The organism is Arthrobacter sulfonylureivorans, assembly GCF_047607445.1.
Taxonomy (GTDB): Bacteria; Actinomycetota; Actinomycetes; order Actinomycetales; family Micrococcaceae; genus Crystallibacter; species Crystallibacter sulfonylureivorans_A.
The window spans coordinates 27,702-41,933 of the sequence record NZ_JBLKRT010000028.1 but is presented as its reverse complement, the minus strand read 5'-3'; the positions used below and the strand labels follow the sequence as shown (position 1 = coordinate 41,933).

At 65.7% G+C, this 14,232-nt stretch carries 15 protein-coding genes; 3 read left to right on the top strand and 12 right to left on the bottom strand.

Annotated features, from left to right (window positions below):
- Positions 1-120: 120 nt before the first annotated feature.
- Positions 121-1,401, bottom strand: coding sequence for an MFS transporter (locus ACMX2H_RS13780; RefSeq protein ID WP_414961112.1), 1,281 nt, complete (start codon positions 1,399-1,401; stop codon positions 121-123).
- A gap of 187 nt (positions 1,402-1,588) precedes the next feature.
- On the opposite strand from ACMX2H_RS13780, the gene ACMX2H_RS13775 reads away from it, so the two are divergent.
- Both ACMX2H_RS13775 and ACMX2H_RS13770 read left to right on the top strand, forming a co-directional pair.
- Positions 1,589-2,050 (top strand): Fur family transcriptional regulator, encoded by a 462-nt coding sequence (locus tag ACMX2H_RS13775; RefSeq protein WP_414961110.1) that lies wholly within the window; start codon positions 1,589-1,591, stop codon positions 2,048-2,050.
- Complete coding sequence (locus ACMX2H_RS13770; RefSeq protein WP_414961108.1) at positions 2,051-3,550, top strand: catalase; 1,500 nt, start codon at positions 2,051-2,053, stop codon at positions 3,548-3,550. It abuts the gene before it with no gap.
- Between the two features lie 77 nt (positions 3,551-3,627).
- Here the strand turns inward: ACMX2H_RS13770 and ACMX2H_RS13765 are convergent, their stop codons facing one another.
- The 11 genes from ACMX2H_RS13765 to ACMX2H_RS13715 all read right to left on the bottom strand — a co-directional run bounded on the left by ACMX2H_RS13765 (position 3,628) and on the right by ACMX2H_RS13715 (position 13,631).
- The gene (locus tag ACMX2H_RS13765; protein WP_414961106.1) at positions 3,628-4,017 is read right to left on the bottom strand and encodes an ankyrin repeat domain-containing protein; all 390 of its coding nucleotides are present in this window, start codon (positions 4,015-4,017) and stop codon (positions 3,628-3,630) included.
- A gap of 86 nt (positions 4,018-4,103) precedes the next feature.
- On the bottom strand, positions 4,104-4,724 hold the full coding sequence (locus ACMX2H_RS13760; RefSeq protein WP_414961104.1) for a TetR/AcrR family transcriptional regulator: 621 nt from the start codon (positions 4,722-4,724) through the stop codon (positions 4,104-4,106).
- A gap of 638 nt (positions 4,725-5,362) precedes the next feature.
- Positions 5,363-6,790 (bottom strand): FAD-dependent oxidoreductase, encoded by a 1,428-nt coding sequence (locus ACMX2H_RS13755; RefSeq protein ID WP_414961102.1) that lies wholly within the window; start codon positions 6,788-6,790, stop codon positions 5,363-5,365.
- Positions 6,791-6,909: 119 nt separating this feature from the next.
- The gene (locus tag ACMX2H_RS13750) at positions 6,910-7,812 is read right to left on the bottom strand and encodes a hypothetical protein (RefSeq protein ID WP_414961100.1); all 903 of its coding nucleotides are present in this window, start codon (positions 7,810-7,812) and stop codon (positions 6,910-6,912) included.
- On the bottom strand, positions 7,809-8,267 hold the full coding sequence (locus ACMX2H_RS13745) for a hypothetical protein (protein ID WP_414961098.1): 459 nt from the start codon (positions 8,265-8,267) through the stop codon (positions 7,809-7,811). The genes ACMX2H_RS13750 and ACMX2H_RS13745 overlap by 4 nt, the downstream gene beginning before the upstream one ends.
- 111 nt (positions 8,268-8,378) lie before the next feature.
- Positions 8,379-8,828, bottom strand: a complete 450-nt coding sequence (locus tag ACMX2H_RS13740; protein ID WP_414961097.1) for a hypothetical protein — start codon at positions 8,826-8,828, stop codon at positions 8,379-8,381.
- Between the two features lie 78 nt (positions 8,829-8,906).
- Complete coding sequence (locus ACMX2H_RS13735) at positions 8,907-9,419, bottom strand: hypothetical protein (RefSeq protein WP_414961095.1); 513 nt, start codon at positions 9,417-9,419, stop codon at positions 8,907-8,909.
- Between the two features lie 24 nt (positions 9,420-9,443).
- Positions 9,444-12,278, bottom strand: coding sequence for a hypothetical protein (locus ACMX2H_RS13730; RefSeq protein WP_414961093.1), 2,835 nt, complete (start codon positions 12,276-12,278; stop codon positions 9,444-9,446).
- Positions 12,279-12,416: 138 nt separating this feature from the next.
- On the bottom strand, positions 12,417-12,794 hold the full coding sequence (locus tag ACMX2H_RS13725) for a DUF6507 family protein (RefSeq protein ID WP_414961091.1): 378 nt from the start codon (positions 12,792-12,794) through the stop codon (positions 12,417-12,419).
- A 72-nt stretch (positions 12,795-12,866) separates the two neighbouring features.
- The gene (locus ACMX2H_RS13720; RefSeq protein ID WP_127512819.1) at positions 12,867-13,172 is read right to left on the bottom strand and encodes a hypothetical protein; all 306 of its coding nucleotides are present in this window, start codon (positions 13,170-13,172) and stop codon (positions 12,867-12,869) included.
- Positions 13,173-13,283: 111 nt separating this feature from the next.
- Complete coding sequence (locus ACMX2H_RS13715; protein ID WP_127512820.1) at positions 13,284-13,631, bottom strand: hypothetical protein; 348 nt, start codon at positions 13,629-13,631, stop codon at positions 13,284-13,286.
- 269 nt (positions 13,632-13,900) lie between these two features.
- Here ACMX2H_RS13715 and ACMX2H_RS13710 point away from each other — a divergent pair, with 269 nt between their 5' ends.
- Positions 13,901-14,230, top strand: coding sequence for a hypothetical protein (locus ACMX2H_RS13710; protein WP_414961089.1), 330 nt, complete (start codon positions 13,901-13,903; stop codon positions 14,228-14,230).
- Positions 14,231-14,232: the final 2 nt, after the last annotated feature.

The following is a 14,232-nucleotide window of genomic DNA, read 5'->3' as shown; positions in this document are numbered from 1 at the left end:
CTCCCGCGCCGATGCGGCCCTCTGCCGCTGCGGGCGCAGCATGTCCGGTTTCAGTCTATCTACCGCACACTTATTCCAACGCCGGAATCCGGCGACGGGTTCCCAGTGTCCCGGCGGCAGCTATGGCTCGGGGTGCCTGTCGTCGTAGCGGGCGAATCGCGGCTGCAACCGGTGCAGCAGCGCTACCATGCAGACGCAGGCGATACCGCCGGCGACGGCTGCGAAGCCCTCGCCCAGCCATTCGCCCCCTCCGCCTGCAACGGCATCGCCCAGCCTGGGGCCACCTGCCACTACCACAATGAAGATGCCCTGCAGCCGCCCGCGCATGGCGTCCGGCGTCGCCGATTGCAGGATCGTATTGCGGAAGACGCCGCTGACGGTGTCCGCACCACCGGCAACGGCCAGGCAGAGGGCCGCCGGCAGCAGCCACTCGCTGACGTCTCCGGCAGCTGCGGCGTCGGCACGGCTCGCCATGACGACGACGGCGCCGAACCCGCCAACGGCGCTCCCCCAGACCACCACGCACCACAGCACCGCCAGCCCTTGCCGCCGGACGCCTCCCAACGGCCCGGAGAACACCGCCGCGATAAAGGAACCGGCTGCCACCGCGGCTAGCAGGATGCCTGCGGTCGCCTCGCCGCCGCCGATGATCACCGCGCCGATGGCCGGCATCAGCGCCCGCGGCTGGGCCAGCACCATCGCGGCCATGTCCACCAGGAACGTCATCCGGATGTTGGGACGGGTGCGCAGGAACTGCAGCCCTTCCACCACCGATTTCAGGCCGGCCTTGCGTACGTCCCCCTCCGGCGGGATCGGCGGCAGTTTGAGCACCGCCCAAATGGCCGCCGTGAACGTCAGGACGTCCAAGGTGTAGGTCCAGCCGAAGCCCACGTTGGCCACCAGCACGCCCGCGGCCAGCGGCCCGATGGTCATGCCGAGACCGAATGTCATCATGGTCAAGGCATTGGCGGCCGGCAGCATCTCGCGCCGCACCAGCCGCGGCACAATCGCACTGCGCGCCGGCTGGTTGATCCCGGCCGCCGCAGAGTGCACCGCAATCACCAGATACAGCAACCACACCTGTTCCAGCTGGAACCACGCCTGCAGGGCAAACACTGCGGTGCAGGCCCACAGCACCAGCCCGGAATAGAGCGCTACTTTTCGGCGGTCGTGGGCGTCCACCACCGAGCCGCCGTATAGCCCGGCCAGCACCAGCGGAATCAAGCCGACGACGCCGACCGCGCCCACGGCCCACGTCGATCCGGTGAGCTGGTAGACCTCCAGGCTCACCGCCACCGCGGTCAACTGAGCGCCGATCGCAGAGAGCGACGTGCCGATCCACAGCCTGCGGAATTCCGGGCTCTCGGTCAGCGGCGCCGTGTCGGCGAACAGTTTGGGCATGGCGGAAATTCTAGTTGCCCGCGGCACCTTTCTTCGGCTGGCGGCACGCTCCGCGGAGCGTGGCGTTTAAACACAGAGGCGAGCAGCGCCGTCGTGCTTCTTCGACACCCGCGGTTCACCAACTGTTCTGGACTCGTTCCAGAACATATTCTGGACTGAGTCCAGAAAAGCTGACAGAATGGCTGACATGGTCGATATGAGGGAACCCGAGGACATGTTGCGCGAGGCTTCGCTGCGCGTCACCCGTCCGCGGACCGCGGTACTGGAAGCAGTCCGCACGCACCCGCATGCCGACGCCGATGCCATCACCGGCATGGTGCGGGACGAACTGGGCGGGGTTTCGAAACAGGCCGTGTACGACGTGCTTGCCGCGTTGACCGACGCCCGGCTGCTGCGTCGGATCGAGCCCTCGGGCTCCCCGGCGCGCTACGAGGCCCGGGTTGGCGATAATCACCACCACGTGGTGTGCCGGCGGTGCGGCGACATTGCCGACATCGACTGCACTGTGGGCGAGGCGCCGTGCCTGACCGTGGGCGATGACCATGGGTTCGCGATTGACGAAGCCGAGGTCACGTTCTGGGGCATCTGTCCCGCCTGCACTGCCACGAAGACCAACAAGATGGAAGATCCGACAAGGAGCGATAACTAAATGGCTGATAACACCAAGCCGTTGACAACCGTTGCGGGCGCGCCCGTAGCGGACAACCAGGACAGCCTGACCGCTGGTCCGCGCGGCCCGATGCTGCTGCAGGACGTCTGGTTCCTGGAGAAAATGGCGCACTTCGACCGCGAGGTCATCCCTGAGCGCCGCATGCATGCCAAGGGCTCCGGTGCGTTCGGTACCTTCACGGTGACCAACGACATCACCAAGTACACCAAGGCGAAGATCTTCTCCGAGGTCGGCAAGAAGACCGAACTGTTCGCCCGCTTCTCCACCGTCGCCGGCGAGCGCGGCGCGGCCGACGCCGAGCGCGACATCCGCGGCTTCTCGGTGAAGTTCTACACCGAAGAGGGCAACTGGGACCTGGTGGGCAACAACACCCCGGTGTTCTTCTTCCGCGACCCGCTGAAGTTCCCGGACCTCAACCACGCAGTGAAGCGTGATCCGCGCACCAACCTGCGCAGCGCCGAGAACAACTGGGACTTCTGGACCAACCTGCCGGAGGCCCTGCACCAGGTCACCATTGTCATGTCCGACCGCGGCATCCCGGCGACCTACCGCCACATGCACGGCTTCGGTTCGCACACCTACAGCTTCATCAACGATGCCGGCGAGCGTTTCTGGGTGAAGTTCCACCACCGCACGCAGCAGGGCATCAAGAACCTGACCGATGCCGAGGCCGCCGCACTGGTGGGCGAGGACCGCGAGTCGCACCAGCGCGACCTGCTCGAGTCCATCGACAAGGGTGACTTCCCGAAGTGGAAGCTCATGGTCCAGATCATGCCCGAGGCTGACGCGGAGACCTACAAGTACCACCCGTTCGACCTGACCAAGGTCTGGTCCAAGAAGGACTACCCGCTGATCGAGGTCGGCGAGTGGGAGCTCAACCGCAACCCGGAGAACTACTTCGCCGACGTGGAACAGGCCGCCTTCACCCCGGCCAACGTGGTGCCGGGCATCAGCTTCTCCCCGGACCGCATGCTGCAGGGCCGCCTGTTCTCCTACGGCGACGCGCAGCGCTACCGCCTGGGTGTGAACCACCACCAGATCCCGGTGAACTACCCGCGCGGCGCCGGCCTGGTCAACTCCTTCCACCGTGACGGCGCCATGCGCGTCGACGGCAACCAGGGCGCAACCCCGGGCATCAACCCGAACGGCTACGGCCGTTGGGAGGAACAGCCGGCCTACCGCGACCCGGCCCAGGCCGTGGGCGCTGTGGCCGATCGGTTCAACTTCCGCGAGGACGACGACAACTACTTCGAGCAGCCCGGCATCCTCTTCCGCGAGAAGATGACCGCCGAGCAGCGCCAGGTGCTGTTCGAGAACACCGCCCGCGCCATCGACGGTGCGTCGCAGGCCACCATCGAACGCCATATCGCCAACTGCACCAAGGCCGACCCGGCCTACGGTGAGGGTGTGCGCAAGGCCATCGAGGCCCTGCAGGCCGGCAAGATCTCCGCGGTGGATGTGAACACCGACTCGGCGTAATTGCCCCGCCACACGGCATAAAACTGCCCGGGACCAGCCTTTGCGGCCGGTCCCGGGCAGTTTTTATTTTCCGGCGGTTAGCGCTCCAGCAGGTGCTCGCGGCCGAACATCTTGGCGGCATCGCGGGCGGACGGCGTGCCGGCGTCGATATCCGCTCCGGCGGCCAGCAGCTTGGCCACCACCACGTCCTCGCCCTTGAACAGCGCACCGGCAATCGGCGACTGGTCGCGGACGTTGCGGATATCAGGATTGGCGCCGCGGCCCAGCAGCATGTCCACGGTCTCTTCCTGCCCGTGGTAGGCAGCCAGCATCAGCAGCGTGTTGCGGTCCGGATCAAGTGCATCCACGGGCAGTCCGTGGTCGAGGAACTCAGCCAGCTCGCTGGTTTTGCCCTCGCGGGCCAAATCCATGGCGATGCCGACAATCCGTTGGGTCTGTTCTTCATTCAGCGGCATGTCATTGGTCACCACCCCAGACTATGCGAGCCTGTGCCGAATCACGACGGCGGAGCCCGGCTTTGGTCACGGTGGCGCCTTGTCGAGGGCAGGCAGCGTCAGGGTGCTGCCTGCAGGAGGCGCTCCAGCAACAGGTGGAACGCCTCGGTGGACCCCTGCGGCGGTTCGGCAGCCACTACCTGCCCGAACCACAGACCGCACAGCCCGGCGGCGAAGAGCGTGCCTTCAGCTGCTGCCCGCTGCTCCCCTGCCCCGCGGGCGCGGAGCCAACCGGCAGCGGCGTCGCGCCAGAGGGAGAACCCGGGCGGCCGGAGGGCCGTTCCGGTCAGCGTGGACTGCGAGGAGCCCGTTTGCTGGGTGGCTGCCTGTTGGGTGGCCGACTGCTGAATGGCAGCTTCGAATCCGAGCCGCTGCAGCACGCGGCTCTGCGGGGTCTGCGAACGCTCCCAGATTTGCAGCAGCAGTTGCCGCAGTGCCGGAGCATCCAAATCGGCCAGCTGCTCCTGCGAAGGCGCGGGCAGCTGTGCCTGGACCTGATGCACAATTTCCTCGAGCAGCTGTTCGCGGTGCCCGAAATGGTAGACCAGCATGTAGCTGCTGATGCCCAGGGCCTCGGCCAGCGGGCGGAAGGACAGGTCCGCCAGGTTCTTGTCCTGCAGGTAGTCCAGGATGTCTTCAAGCAGCTGCGGCTTGCGCTGCGGATTCTGCGGCCTGGCCATGCGGTGCGCTGCCTCCTCCTGCTCGGAACCTCTGCGTGAACCACCTCGCTCGTGGTGCTGCCGGGACGGCTGGTAGCCGGCCGGGTCCCAGCTTAGCCGCTGGGGTCGAGAGGGCACCGGGACGCGCAGATCACAGGCTCTTCCGCGACTTGCCGGAACGCCTCGCGGATTTATCGCCGGCGACTCCCATACTTGGTGGAAGGGCCGACCCAGGGGAATCGGACCGGCCGGCCGCCGGCAGTGAAGCGAGCAAGGAAGCGGGCAACAAGGCGATGGTGGTCCCAGCACAGTCTCGACTGCAGCGGTTCGGAGGGCGGTTTCGGGCCCTGTTCCTCCGCCCGGCACCGGAAATTCAGCGCGGGCCGGAGCTTCCGCCCCCGGATCCGTATCAAACGCCGGATCCGTATCAAACACTCCTCACCAGCCTGCGGTCGACCTACCCCGGAGCACGCCTCAGCATGCCTGGCCATGGCAAGGTCCGGGTGGAGCTGCCCGGCGGAGACGTGCTGCGCTTCTACGTCGAGCGTTAGGCACGCCGCCGCCGGCCGAGGCGTTCGGGTCTCTACTCGGCGCTGGCGCGCCTCCATCGACCACCGCTCTCGGTGCTGGCGCGCCTCCATCGACCACCGCAGCTTGGCTCAGTGCTGGGAAATCTTGATCATGTCTTCGCGCGGGACCACCTTGACGCGTTCGCGCTCGACGGCGGGAGCACCGTCGTCGTTGTGTTCCGCCATGAAGGAGGCGCCGAGCTCCCGCTCATGGGCGTCCAGCTTCAGCCAGCCTTCCCAAGTGGTGTAGGCAACGCCGCGCTCGTCGAGCAGCTTGATGATGGCGTCCTCGTCCGGTTCCTCTGCGGCCGGCAGGTCCAGCCGGTCCTCCAGCAGGAAGCCGATGGTTTCCAGGGCGTCGCCCTTGGTGTGGCCGATCAGGCCGACCGGGCCGCGCTTGATCCAGCCGGTGGCGTAGATGCCGGGGACGGGGTTTCCGGCCTCGTCGATCACGCGTCCGCCCTCGTTGGGGATCACGCCGCGGCGGGCATCGTAGCCCACCTCGGGCAGCTCCGAGCCGAAGTAGCCGATGGCGCGGTAGACCGCCTGGACCGGGTATTCGACGATTTCGCCGGTGCCGCGGACATTGCCGGTGCCGTCGAGTTCGTTGCGCTCGAACTTGATCGCGGCAACGTGGCCGGCGCCGTCCCCGGTGCCCTCGACGATCTCCAGCGGCGTGTGCAGGAAGTGCAGGTGCAGCCGGCGCGAGGCACCGGTGTCCTGTTCCTCCACCAGCCAGTTGGTGAGCGTGTTGACCATGGTCTTGGTCTGGTTGTTGGTGCGGATGGCCTCGTCGGATCCCTCGTCGAAGTCGAAATCCTCCGGGTACAGCACGATGTCCACGTCGCGGGAATGCGAGAGTTCGCGCAGTTCCAGCGGGGTGAACTTCACCTGGGCCGGGCCGCGCCGGCCGAAGATATGCACGTCGGTGACCGGCGAGCCCTTCAAGCCCTGGTAGACGTTGTCCGGAATCTCGGTGCTGAGCAGGTCGTCGGCGTGCTTGGACAGGATGCGGGCCACGTCCAGTGCCACGTTGCCGTTGCCGATGACCGCGATCTCCTTGGCATCCAAGGGCCACTCGCGGGGCACATCCGGGTGGCCGTCGTACCAGGAAACGAACTCGGCGGCGCCGTAGGATCCGTCCAGCTCAATGCCCGGGATGTCGAGGGCCGCGTCCTTGATGGCGCCGGTGGCGAAGATGACGGCGTCGTAGAAGTGCCGGAAGTCGCTCAGGGTCAGGTCCTGGCCGTAGTCGACGTTGCCCAGGAAGCGGATGTCGCCGCGGTCCAGCACCTTGTGCAACGCGTTGACGATGCCTTTGATCCGGGGGTGGTCCGGCGCCACGCCGTAGCGGATCAGGCCGTACGGCGCGGGGTAGCGGTCGAAGAGGTCGATGCTGACCTCGAAGTCGCGCTCAGCTTTGGTGAGGATGTCAGCGGCGTAGACGCCGGCTGGTCCGGCGCCGATGATAGCCACCCTGAGGGGACGCTGGGTGATGGCCTCGGCAGAGTTAGACACGGGCAGTCCTTCTTCTTGTGGAATCCTCCTGCGCAATAAGCGCACAGTTTCCTATTCTAAATGCCCGCGGGTTTGCCGCCTAACAGTGTGCCCGGCGTCTCACCTGGCACAGTGAGTGCTCAGCGGCCGGAGCCCGGCAGGCCTGCCAACCGGTTCTGCACGAACTGCAGATCCTGCACGTCCTCCTCGGCAGCGATGGCCCGGTACACTCCGGCATCGGCCTTATCGAGCTGCAGGCCTTCGGCGAAGTCGGCATTGTGACCGGTATAGGAGAGCCGGAAGACGCGCCGGCTGCCATCCATGGCAGTATCCAGGACCCGGAAAGGAAGCCCGTTGAAAGTGCAGGAGACGTTCAGTTCGTAGAGGTCGGTGACGTCGGCCAGCGGAACCTTCGCCCGCCAGACCCCGCGCGCCGTCTTCTCGAAACCTGATACTTCCGCCGGGGGCTCGCCGGGCGATGAGAGCACCACGGTGTTGCCGTCGTCAACCATGTCGGCAACGAATTCTGCTCCCCGCCAACTGGCGCGCAAGCCCAACACCGACGACGGCGGTACGGGCTTCGGCTCCACCCTCGCCTCATCGGCGACCACAGCCCAGCCCCGGGCCACATCGACATAAACCGCGAGGAGATCCTCCGACCCGTTCCGGCCGATGCGCCAATGTTCCGCCCCGGCCGGCAGCCGCACTTCGTCGAGATAGAACAACGGCGCCCGCCCACCGTCCCAAGACGTGAGTCCGGTCCCGGTAAACGGCGCACGGTCCACAAACTCCGGAGCAACGGCGTCATGCAGGTAGTTCCCGACCGGAGACTGGAACCGGATTACATCGATGGTTTCCGAACTCCGCTGCCACGGAGACCCGGAAAACCCCAGTCCGTGGGCATCGAACAGCTGTTGCGGGGTTCGTGCCTCAGCGACGTCCGCCGCCCGCAGCACGTAGCCGGCGACAGTGTCCGTGGAGTTGGCCAGATAATTGCGGCTCAGGGCCGGGCTCACGGCCTTCTGTAGGATCGTCCGGGTCATGCTGCCAGCTCCATTCGTTCCGATTTAAAATCCGTCAGCGCATGCGCTGGAACCCAGCCGAAGACCCAGCTGCGGTCATATTCTTCGAAGTCATACTCGCGCACGAGCGCATCCCAATGGTGGCGGGGTTCGCGCGGCATGGTCTCAACGGCCAACCTGCCTTCTGCGTCTTGGGCGATGATGTTCACGCGTGCCTGGATGTCGTGGCCCGTGCTGTCGGTGAGCGGAACGTATCCCGTGGCGGCAATCTCATGGAGATCGGATACCTCTGATTCGGGAACGTGTAGGTAGTGCCGGATAGGCGTCCGGCCAAACCGATTCGGAAACTCCAGTGTGGACCATTCCGGCGAAGGCATCTCGCCGCCGTCCTGAATGATCGTCAGCTTCCCCAGGTAGGGGGTTCGTCGCTGGAGTTCCACCACTCGGCCGCTCCACACCCCGTAGATTCCGTCCAACGGAGTTCCATCGCTTAGCCACATGGTTACACCCTATTCCAACCACCTCCGTCGAATATTTCGACCGGAGCCTTTGTCTCCACGGCCCAAGGCCGGGCTTACTGCGCCGAATCAGCCATCACGCTCTGTGCGCTCGATGGTGATATCGATGAGGGCGTGCCGGGGAACCCATCCGAAAACAAAGGCATTCTCGTAGCGCTCAAACCCGAATTCCTCCACGAACCCGTTCATGAAGTTCGGCGCGGCCCCGCCCAAAGTCTGCACAGCGAGGCGCCCTTCGTCATCCTCCGCCAGCAGTTCGACCGACACCCGGTCCAGCTTGGCCGTGGCACGAATGGAATGTAGGTCCGACACTTCGTTCGCGTCTACGATGCGTCGGAAGTTGACCGGGGTGCGCGCAAAACGATTCGGAAAATGCTGTTCAGTCCACCCCGGACCCGGGCTGTCGCCCCCATCCTGGATCAGGACGAGCTTCCCCCTGAGCGGCCGGGTGCTGTCCAGTTCGAGCTCTTCGCCCCGCCAGACTCCATACGATCCGGAAAGCTTGGTTCCGTCACTCATCCACATGTTTGCACCACACCGTAGTTGATTCCCGCCGTGACCCTGATGCGGGCGGAGGCTCATGGTGTCGAGCCGCTTTCATTCTGATATTTCGGTGCGTTCGATAGAGATGTCAGCAAGGGCCTGCGGGGGAACCCATCCGAAAACGAACGCGTTCTCATAGCGCTCGAACCCGAATTCGTCCACGAACCGGTCCATGAAGTTCGGCGGTACCTGACCCAACGTTTGTACAGCCATGCTCCCCGCGTCGCCTTCAGCCAGAAGCTCAACCAGCACTCCGTCAAGTCTGGCCGTTGCCCGAACGGAATGGACGTCGGAGACAGAGGCAGCTTCGACGTCTTTGTAAAAGCGGACCGCCGTCCTGGCGAACCTGTTGGGATAATCCAAGCGCTTCCAGTCCGGCCCAGGTTGCTCTCCGCCGTCCTGCACCAAGGTCAGGTTTCCGCGATCGATGGCGGAACTCCAGAGCTCCCATTCACGCCCATGCCAAGTCCCATAAGTACCACTCAGTTTCGAACCGTCGTTGCGCCACATATCTTGAATTCCAATCCAGTCGTCCTCCTTCGCATGGGGAGAAGCGCCCCATGGCATTGCGCGATTCTATTGGCGCCCGCGCTAAATCGTGGTCCACTTCTTGCCGTCGAAAATGCCAATCAGCACTTCGTCGCCTGCTTTGTTGAGGCGCCACATTTCAGCACCGCGGCGCAATGGCACACCGCCGTTTACCTGCAACTCCGGAATTACAGGGGCACCATCAACACGGCTGCTGGTGTAGCCGTGCCCGGTATTGGGCCACACTGCTTTGTCCGTCGCCGTCTCGACCGGGAGTCCGTGAGCATTCGCGTCTTCGAGTTTTTCGCGGGCTAAATCCTCGGGCGTGGGCGACTTACCCGAGACTTGCTCTGCCGCGCGGTCCCGCTGGAGTTCCCCGACGCGTTCACGGTTGGATCCGTCCGGGATCTCGATATTATTCCAAGCGTCGGTGCTTCCAGCTTGGAAGCGGATCGCCACAACTTCGTCCACCTCGCCGGCTTTGTATGCGATGTACGGGTGATCGGCAGCGTCCTTCATCCAGTAATCGAGCCTGAGGCCATTGATAACATCATCGACGGACTTCAGCCGAGCCGTATCCGATGCCTGGCTGACGAAGCCTCCGACCGATCCCGGATAGCGGTCGCCGCCTGCGAGGACCTGGGCGGCATCGTCTACCGACATGACCTTTTGGTAGAGGGTGTCAGAGTTTCCGGTTCCCATGGCATGGCGGAGGTCGTGGATCAGCGTGGCCTGGGAGTCGGTCAGGTCGTAGTAGTAGCGGTTGGTGAACGGGGCAAGTGCACGCTCGACGGCGCTGGCATTCTCTGGTGGTTTGGGCCAGTTGCCGTCCGGGGCACCGAATTCGCGTTCGATCAGGCCGGCCAGCTGGTTGTCGATGACCTCGTTTGGCAGCTTGCCGTCCGGACCCCGCAGATCGTCCAGTCGGGCGAGGTCGCTCTCCGGCAGGTGCCGCTGCAGGAGTGATTCTGCATCGGCCCAGTTGGCCGGCTGGGTAGAACGAGGGAGCTCAGCGATCTGGTCGGAGCGGGTGGAGACGGTGTGGGTCTCACCGTCGATAACGACCTCGGTGGGCCGGCCGGAATCGTCACGTCGAACAGTGACCTCGGGTTCCGGTTCCCGGCCCGCGGCAGGGCCTTCGGAATCCGACGTGTTCTGCGCGGCGTCCGCGTCCTGGGCGGTCCGCGGGGTCTCGGAGTCCGCGGTGTCCAGAGGGGTCTCGGCGTCCGCCGTGTGGCGCGGGGCCTCGGCGTCCGCAGCGGTGCGCGGAGCCTCGGCATCCGTCGTGTTGCGTGGAGCCTCGGTATCCGGGGCGTTGCGGGGGGCGTCCGCGTCCGAAGCGACTCGCGGAGCCTCGGTCTCCGGCGCGGAACCGCGTCCGGCGTTGGTCTCCGGGGTTTCGATCCGCTGGCCGTACTGCGGCGGGGCGGAGCGGTCCGGGAGGTTGTAGCCGGACTGGCCGGAGGGCGGCTTGGGCCCGTCGGCGTCGAAGTTCATGGTGCTGTTGGAGTTCCGGCTGGACGGCATCTCCACGTCGAACCGGTGCGGCGTGGTGAAGCCGCCGCCGGCGGTAGCCACGCGCGGTCCGCCCAGCGCATTGGCGAAGTTATCAGCGCTGGTGCGCACCGACGTCGTGAGGTTGTCCATGCCGGTGCGCAGGCCGGTGGAGGCGTGGCGCAGCCCGTCGGTGATGGTGTGTCCGGCGGTGCTGATGTACGGGCGGACGGTGTTGCTGACCGTCTTGAAGCCGCTGGTGGTGACGTCGATGGCGGTGAACTTGAGGTTGCTGGAAAAGTCGAGGGCTCGCGTGGTGACGCCCGCCGTCTTGGTCAGGCCGGAGAAGTCCAGCACCTTGGAGGCCATACCGCCGGCCCGGCTGACGGCCGTGACCTTGTTGGCCACGCCGCCGACCTTTGCGGCAGCTCCGCCGCCGGCGGTGAGCAGGATGGCGGAGAGATCAAACGCGGTGGCGCCGGCCGCGTAGGCCGGATCGCGCTGCCAGTCATCCCAGTGGATCGCTGCCTTGCCGACGGCGAGCAGTTCCTCGCCGGCCTTCTTGACCGTTCCCGGGCCGCCGATCTTCTCGGCCACCACCGCGGTGACCGGGCTGGAGACAATGGCCACGTTCAGGGCGATCTGGCCGATGCCCTTCCAGGTTGCCGCGAAAGTTTCCCCGTCCGTGAAGTTGACCATGTTCCACAGGCCGGTCACCGTGCCGGTAATGCCGCTCCAGACGCCTTTGCCAAAGGACACCACGCCGTCCCAGGCATCGCGGTACCACGGCTTGTCCCACTCCGTGGGCTTGCCCCAGGGAATGTGCCCTTCCCCGGTGGCGGAATCCAGTTGTTCGGCCGAGTAACCGTAAGCCTGCTGCCCGGTGCCCGGGCCGTCCTGCGTGGTCTCCACCAGGGTGATGCCGCCGTACAGTGCGGTGATGGCATTGTGGCAGGCGCGTTCGGCCGCCATGTGCTCGGCCGCCAGCGCGTTGGCGTCCTTGAGGAGCTGGTTGTCGTCGTTGACCAGGTCCTCTTCCTTGCGCCAGTCGTCGCCTTCACTGGCAATCCGCGACCGTACGCCGTGCCAGCGGACCACCAGCGCGTCATAGCGCGCCTTGAAGGTGTCAGCCCAGTCGGCAAAAGTTTCGATGGCCGACTTGATGGCGGCGGTGTCGGCCTTGATCTCCTCGGCGGTGGTCTTGACCGGTTTGACCGCAACATAGACCTGGGGCGCTTCCGGCGACTTGTAGACCGCTTCCAGCCCGCTCCAGTCGCTCTCGATCAGCTCGACGGCGTCGATAATGCCCTCGGCCGTCTCATCCAGCGCCCGGGCGTGCGTGCGCAGCAGTTCGGCGTCGGGCCGCGGCGGGTATGCCTCGGCATACGGATCCCAGGCCGTCATTGATTCCCCTTAGGTGGTGCGAGTTGTGGTGCGAGAGACGTGTGGTGGTGCGAGCGACGTGCGGCGGTGCGGGTTTCCGGCGGACAGTGGCCGGAGACGCCGGCGTCCGCCCTCCCCGGTTCTCCGCCCTCCCCCGGTTCAGAGTGCCTGCGGAACCGGACCGTGAGGGCTGTGCGGGCGGGTGGACGGATCGTCCTCGGGCAACGTGCCGATCAGGTCCTGCGCGTCGCCGGCCATCCTGGCATCTCCGAGGACGTAGGCGTTGACCGCGTCCATGGTCCCTTGGAAGGTGGTCTGCAGGCGGCCGCCGACGCTCTCCAGCCCCGGCTGGACGGTCTTCTCAGCCCAGCCGTTGAGCGCTTCCATCACCGGACCGGATTTGGAGGCTGCGGCCATCTCGGACAATTCCGTGCCGAGTGCCGGAAAGTCCTTCTCGAAGCCTTCGGTCCGCCCGCTGGCGGTACTCACGATCGCCTGGACCTTGGTGGGGTCGATGTCCCAGCCGTCGAGTGCCACTGCTGTCCGCCTTCCGTACTAGTTGTTGCCCATGCCCTGGGTATTGCCCGGTGCCTGCAAAGTGCGGCAGTGCTAGATGTTGGCGATCTTCCCGCCGGCGGTCTTGATGGTGCTGCCCGCGGTGCTCTTGGCGTCCTCCAGCAGCTTGTGCACGTCGGCCATGATGCCGGCGAAAGCAATACCCGCGTCGGCCCAGGCCTGCTCCACCCGGTCGTACTGCTCGGCAATGTCGGTGGCCTGGAACTTGGCCTGCAGGTCCGCGGCGTCCTTCTTGCGGGTCTCCACCAGCGCGTTGAGCTTCTTCTTCACCCGGTCCAGGTTGTCCTGGGCCTGCGATGCTCCGCCGTCCGAAAAGGCGAATGAATTCTGGTCTGCCATGATGTTTCCTCCCTCATGCCCGGCCTTGGCCGGAAAGTCTCTGATCGGTGCGTGCGTCTGTTGGACGCTGCGGCCGCTCGCGGCCGGTTGCCGCGCGATGCGGCGGGAGCGCTAGCCGCGGTTGCGGAAGACGGCGTCGTCCCAGGCGGCCTTGCCCTCGGTGGCGTCGGCGTCGTCGGCCTGCTGCTGCTCGCCCAGCTGCATGGTGGTGTTGACCTCGGACTGGCCCTGCTGGATGGACACCAACGACTTCTGCAGTCCGGAAGCCACCATGTTGGCCCGGCCCATGATGCCCTTGAACTTCTCCCAGAAGTCACCGGCCGTATTGCTGCGCATCGGCTCCGGGACGGCCTCGAGTTCCTTCATCAGGGCCTGCAGCTCGGTGTCGGCCGCCGCGCTGGCCTTGCCGGCGTCGACGAACGCACTCTTCTCCATCTTGATGAACTGGTTGCCGCTCATTGCTCCACCTCCGTGCCCCCTCGGGGCTGTCGCTGCCGCTGTGCCGGCGGGCATGGCTCGTCCGCCGAATGCCGGGTTGCCGCCCGGTCGGTTGTCTTGAGGCGGTTCCCCGCCTTTACCATGGAACGCGCTGGCCGGCACCGGCGTCAATCGGAGTTAATGGGTACATCTCCCCATCCTGCGCGGGTCCGGGGCGGATTTGTCCATCAATTGGAACGATAAGCTCAAGAAGCGACAAACCGGAAACCGCACCGCGTGGGAGGAGACAGATGGCGCACGACTACGACAATCAGCTCATCGAGTCCGTGGCTGTCCGACGGGCGCGCCTGACCACCGCCCTGCTCTATGGCAACAATCCGCTGCAGCGCCGGTGGAAGTCCAGCGTGCGGACCTTCTTCTTCAGCGTGGCCCTGGCCGCGGTGATCGCCGCCGTCTGCGTCGGCTATTCGTTTGTGACCAACCTGCTCGAAGACCTGCGGGAGCAACAGCAGCAGCGCGCCGCATCCGCCGTCGTCCTCCAGCTCAGTAGCGATTCAACGTACGACGACGGCGGCGCCGGTTTCCGTCTCGACCTCACCCCGCATTCAGGAGCCGCCTGACC

Coding starts and splice junctions, on each gene's coding strand:
- ACMX2H_RS13780 (WP_414961112.1), bottom strand. CDS start 1,401: ATGCCCAAACTGTTCGCCGACACGGCGCCGCTGACCGAGAGCCCGGAA.
- ACMX2H_RS13775 (WP_414961110.1), top strand. CDS start 1,589: ATGGTCGATATGAGGGAACCCGAGGACATGTTGCGCGAGGCTTCGCTG.
- ACMX2H_RS13770 (WP_414961108.1), top strand. CDS start 2,051: ATGGCTGATAACACCAAGCCGTTGACAACCGTTGCGGGCGCGCCCGTA.
- ACMX2H_RS13760 (WP_414961104.1), bottom strand. CDS start 4,724: ATGGCCAGGCCGCAGAATCCGCAGCGCAAGCCGCAGCTGCTTGAAGAC.
- ACMX2H_RS13750 (WP_414961100.1), bottom strand. CDS start 7,812: ATGACCCGGACGATCCTACAGAAGGCCGTGAGCCCGGCCCTGAGCCGC.
- ACMX2H_RS13740 (WP_414961097.1), bottom strand. CDS start 8,828: ATGAGTGACGGAACCAAGCTTTCCGGATCGTATGGAGTCTGGCGGGGC.
- ACMX2H_RS13735 (WP_414961095.1), bottom strand. CDS start 9,419: ATGCCATGGGGCGCTTCTCCCCATGCGAAGGAGGACGACTGGATTGGA.
- ACMX2H_RS13730 (WP_414961093.1), bottom strand. CDS start 12,278: ATGACGGCCTGGGATCCGTATGCCGAGGCATACCCGCCGCGGCCCGAC.
- ACMX2H_RS13720 (WP_127512819.1), bottom strand. CDS start 13,172: ATGGCAGACCAGAATTCATTCGCCTTTTCGGACGGCGGAGCATCGCAG.
- ACMX2H_RS13715 (WP_127512820.1), bottom strand. CDS start 13,631: ATGAGCGGCAACCAGTTCATCAAGATGGAGAAGAGTGCGTTCGTCGAC.
- ACMX2H_RS13710 (WP_414961089.1), top strand. CDS start 13,901: ATGGCGCACGACTACGACAATCAGCTCATCGAGTCCGTGGCTGTCCGA.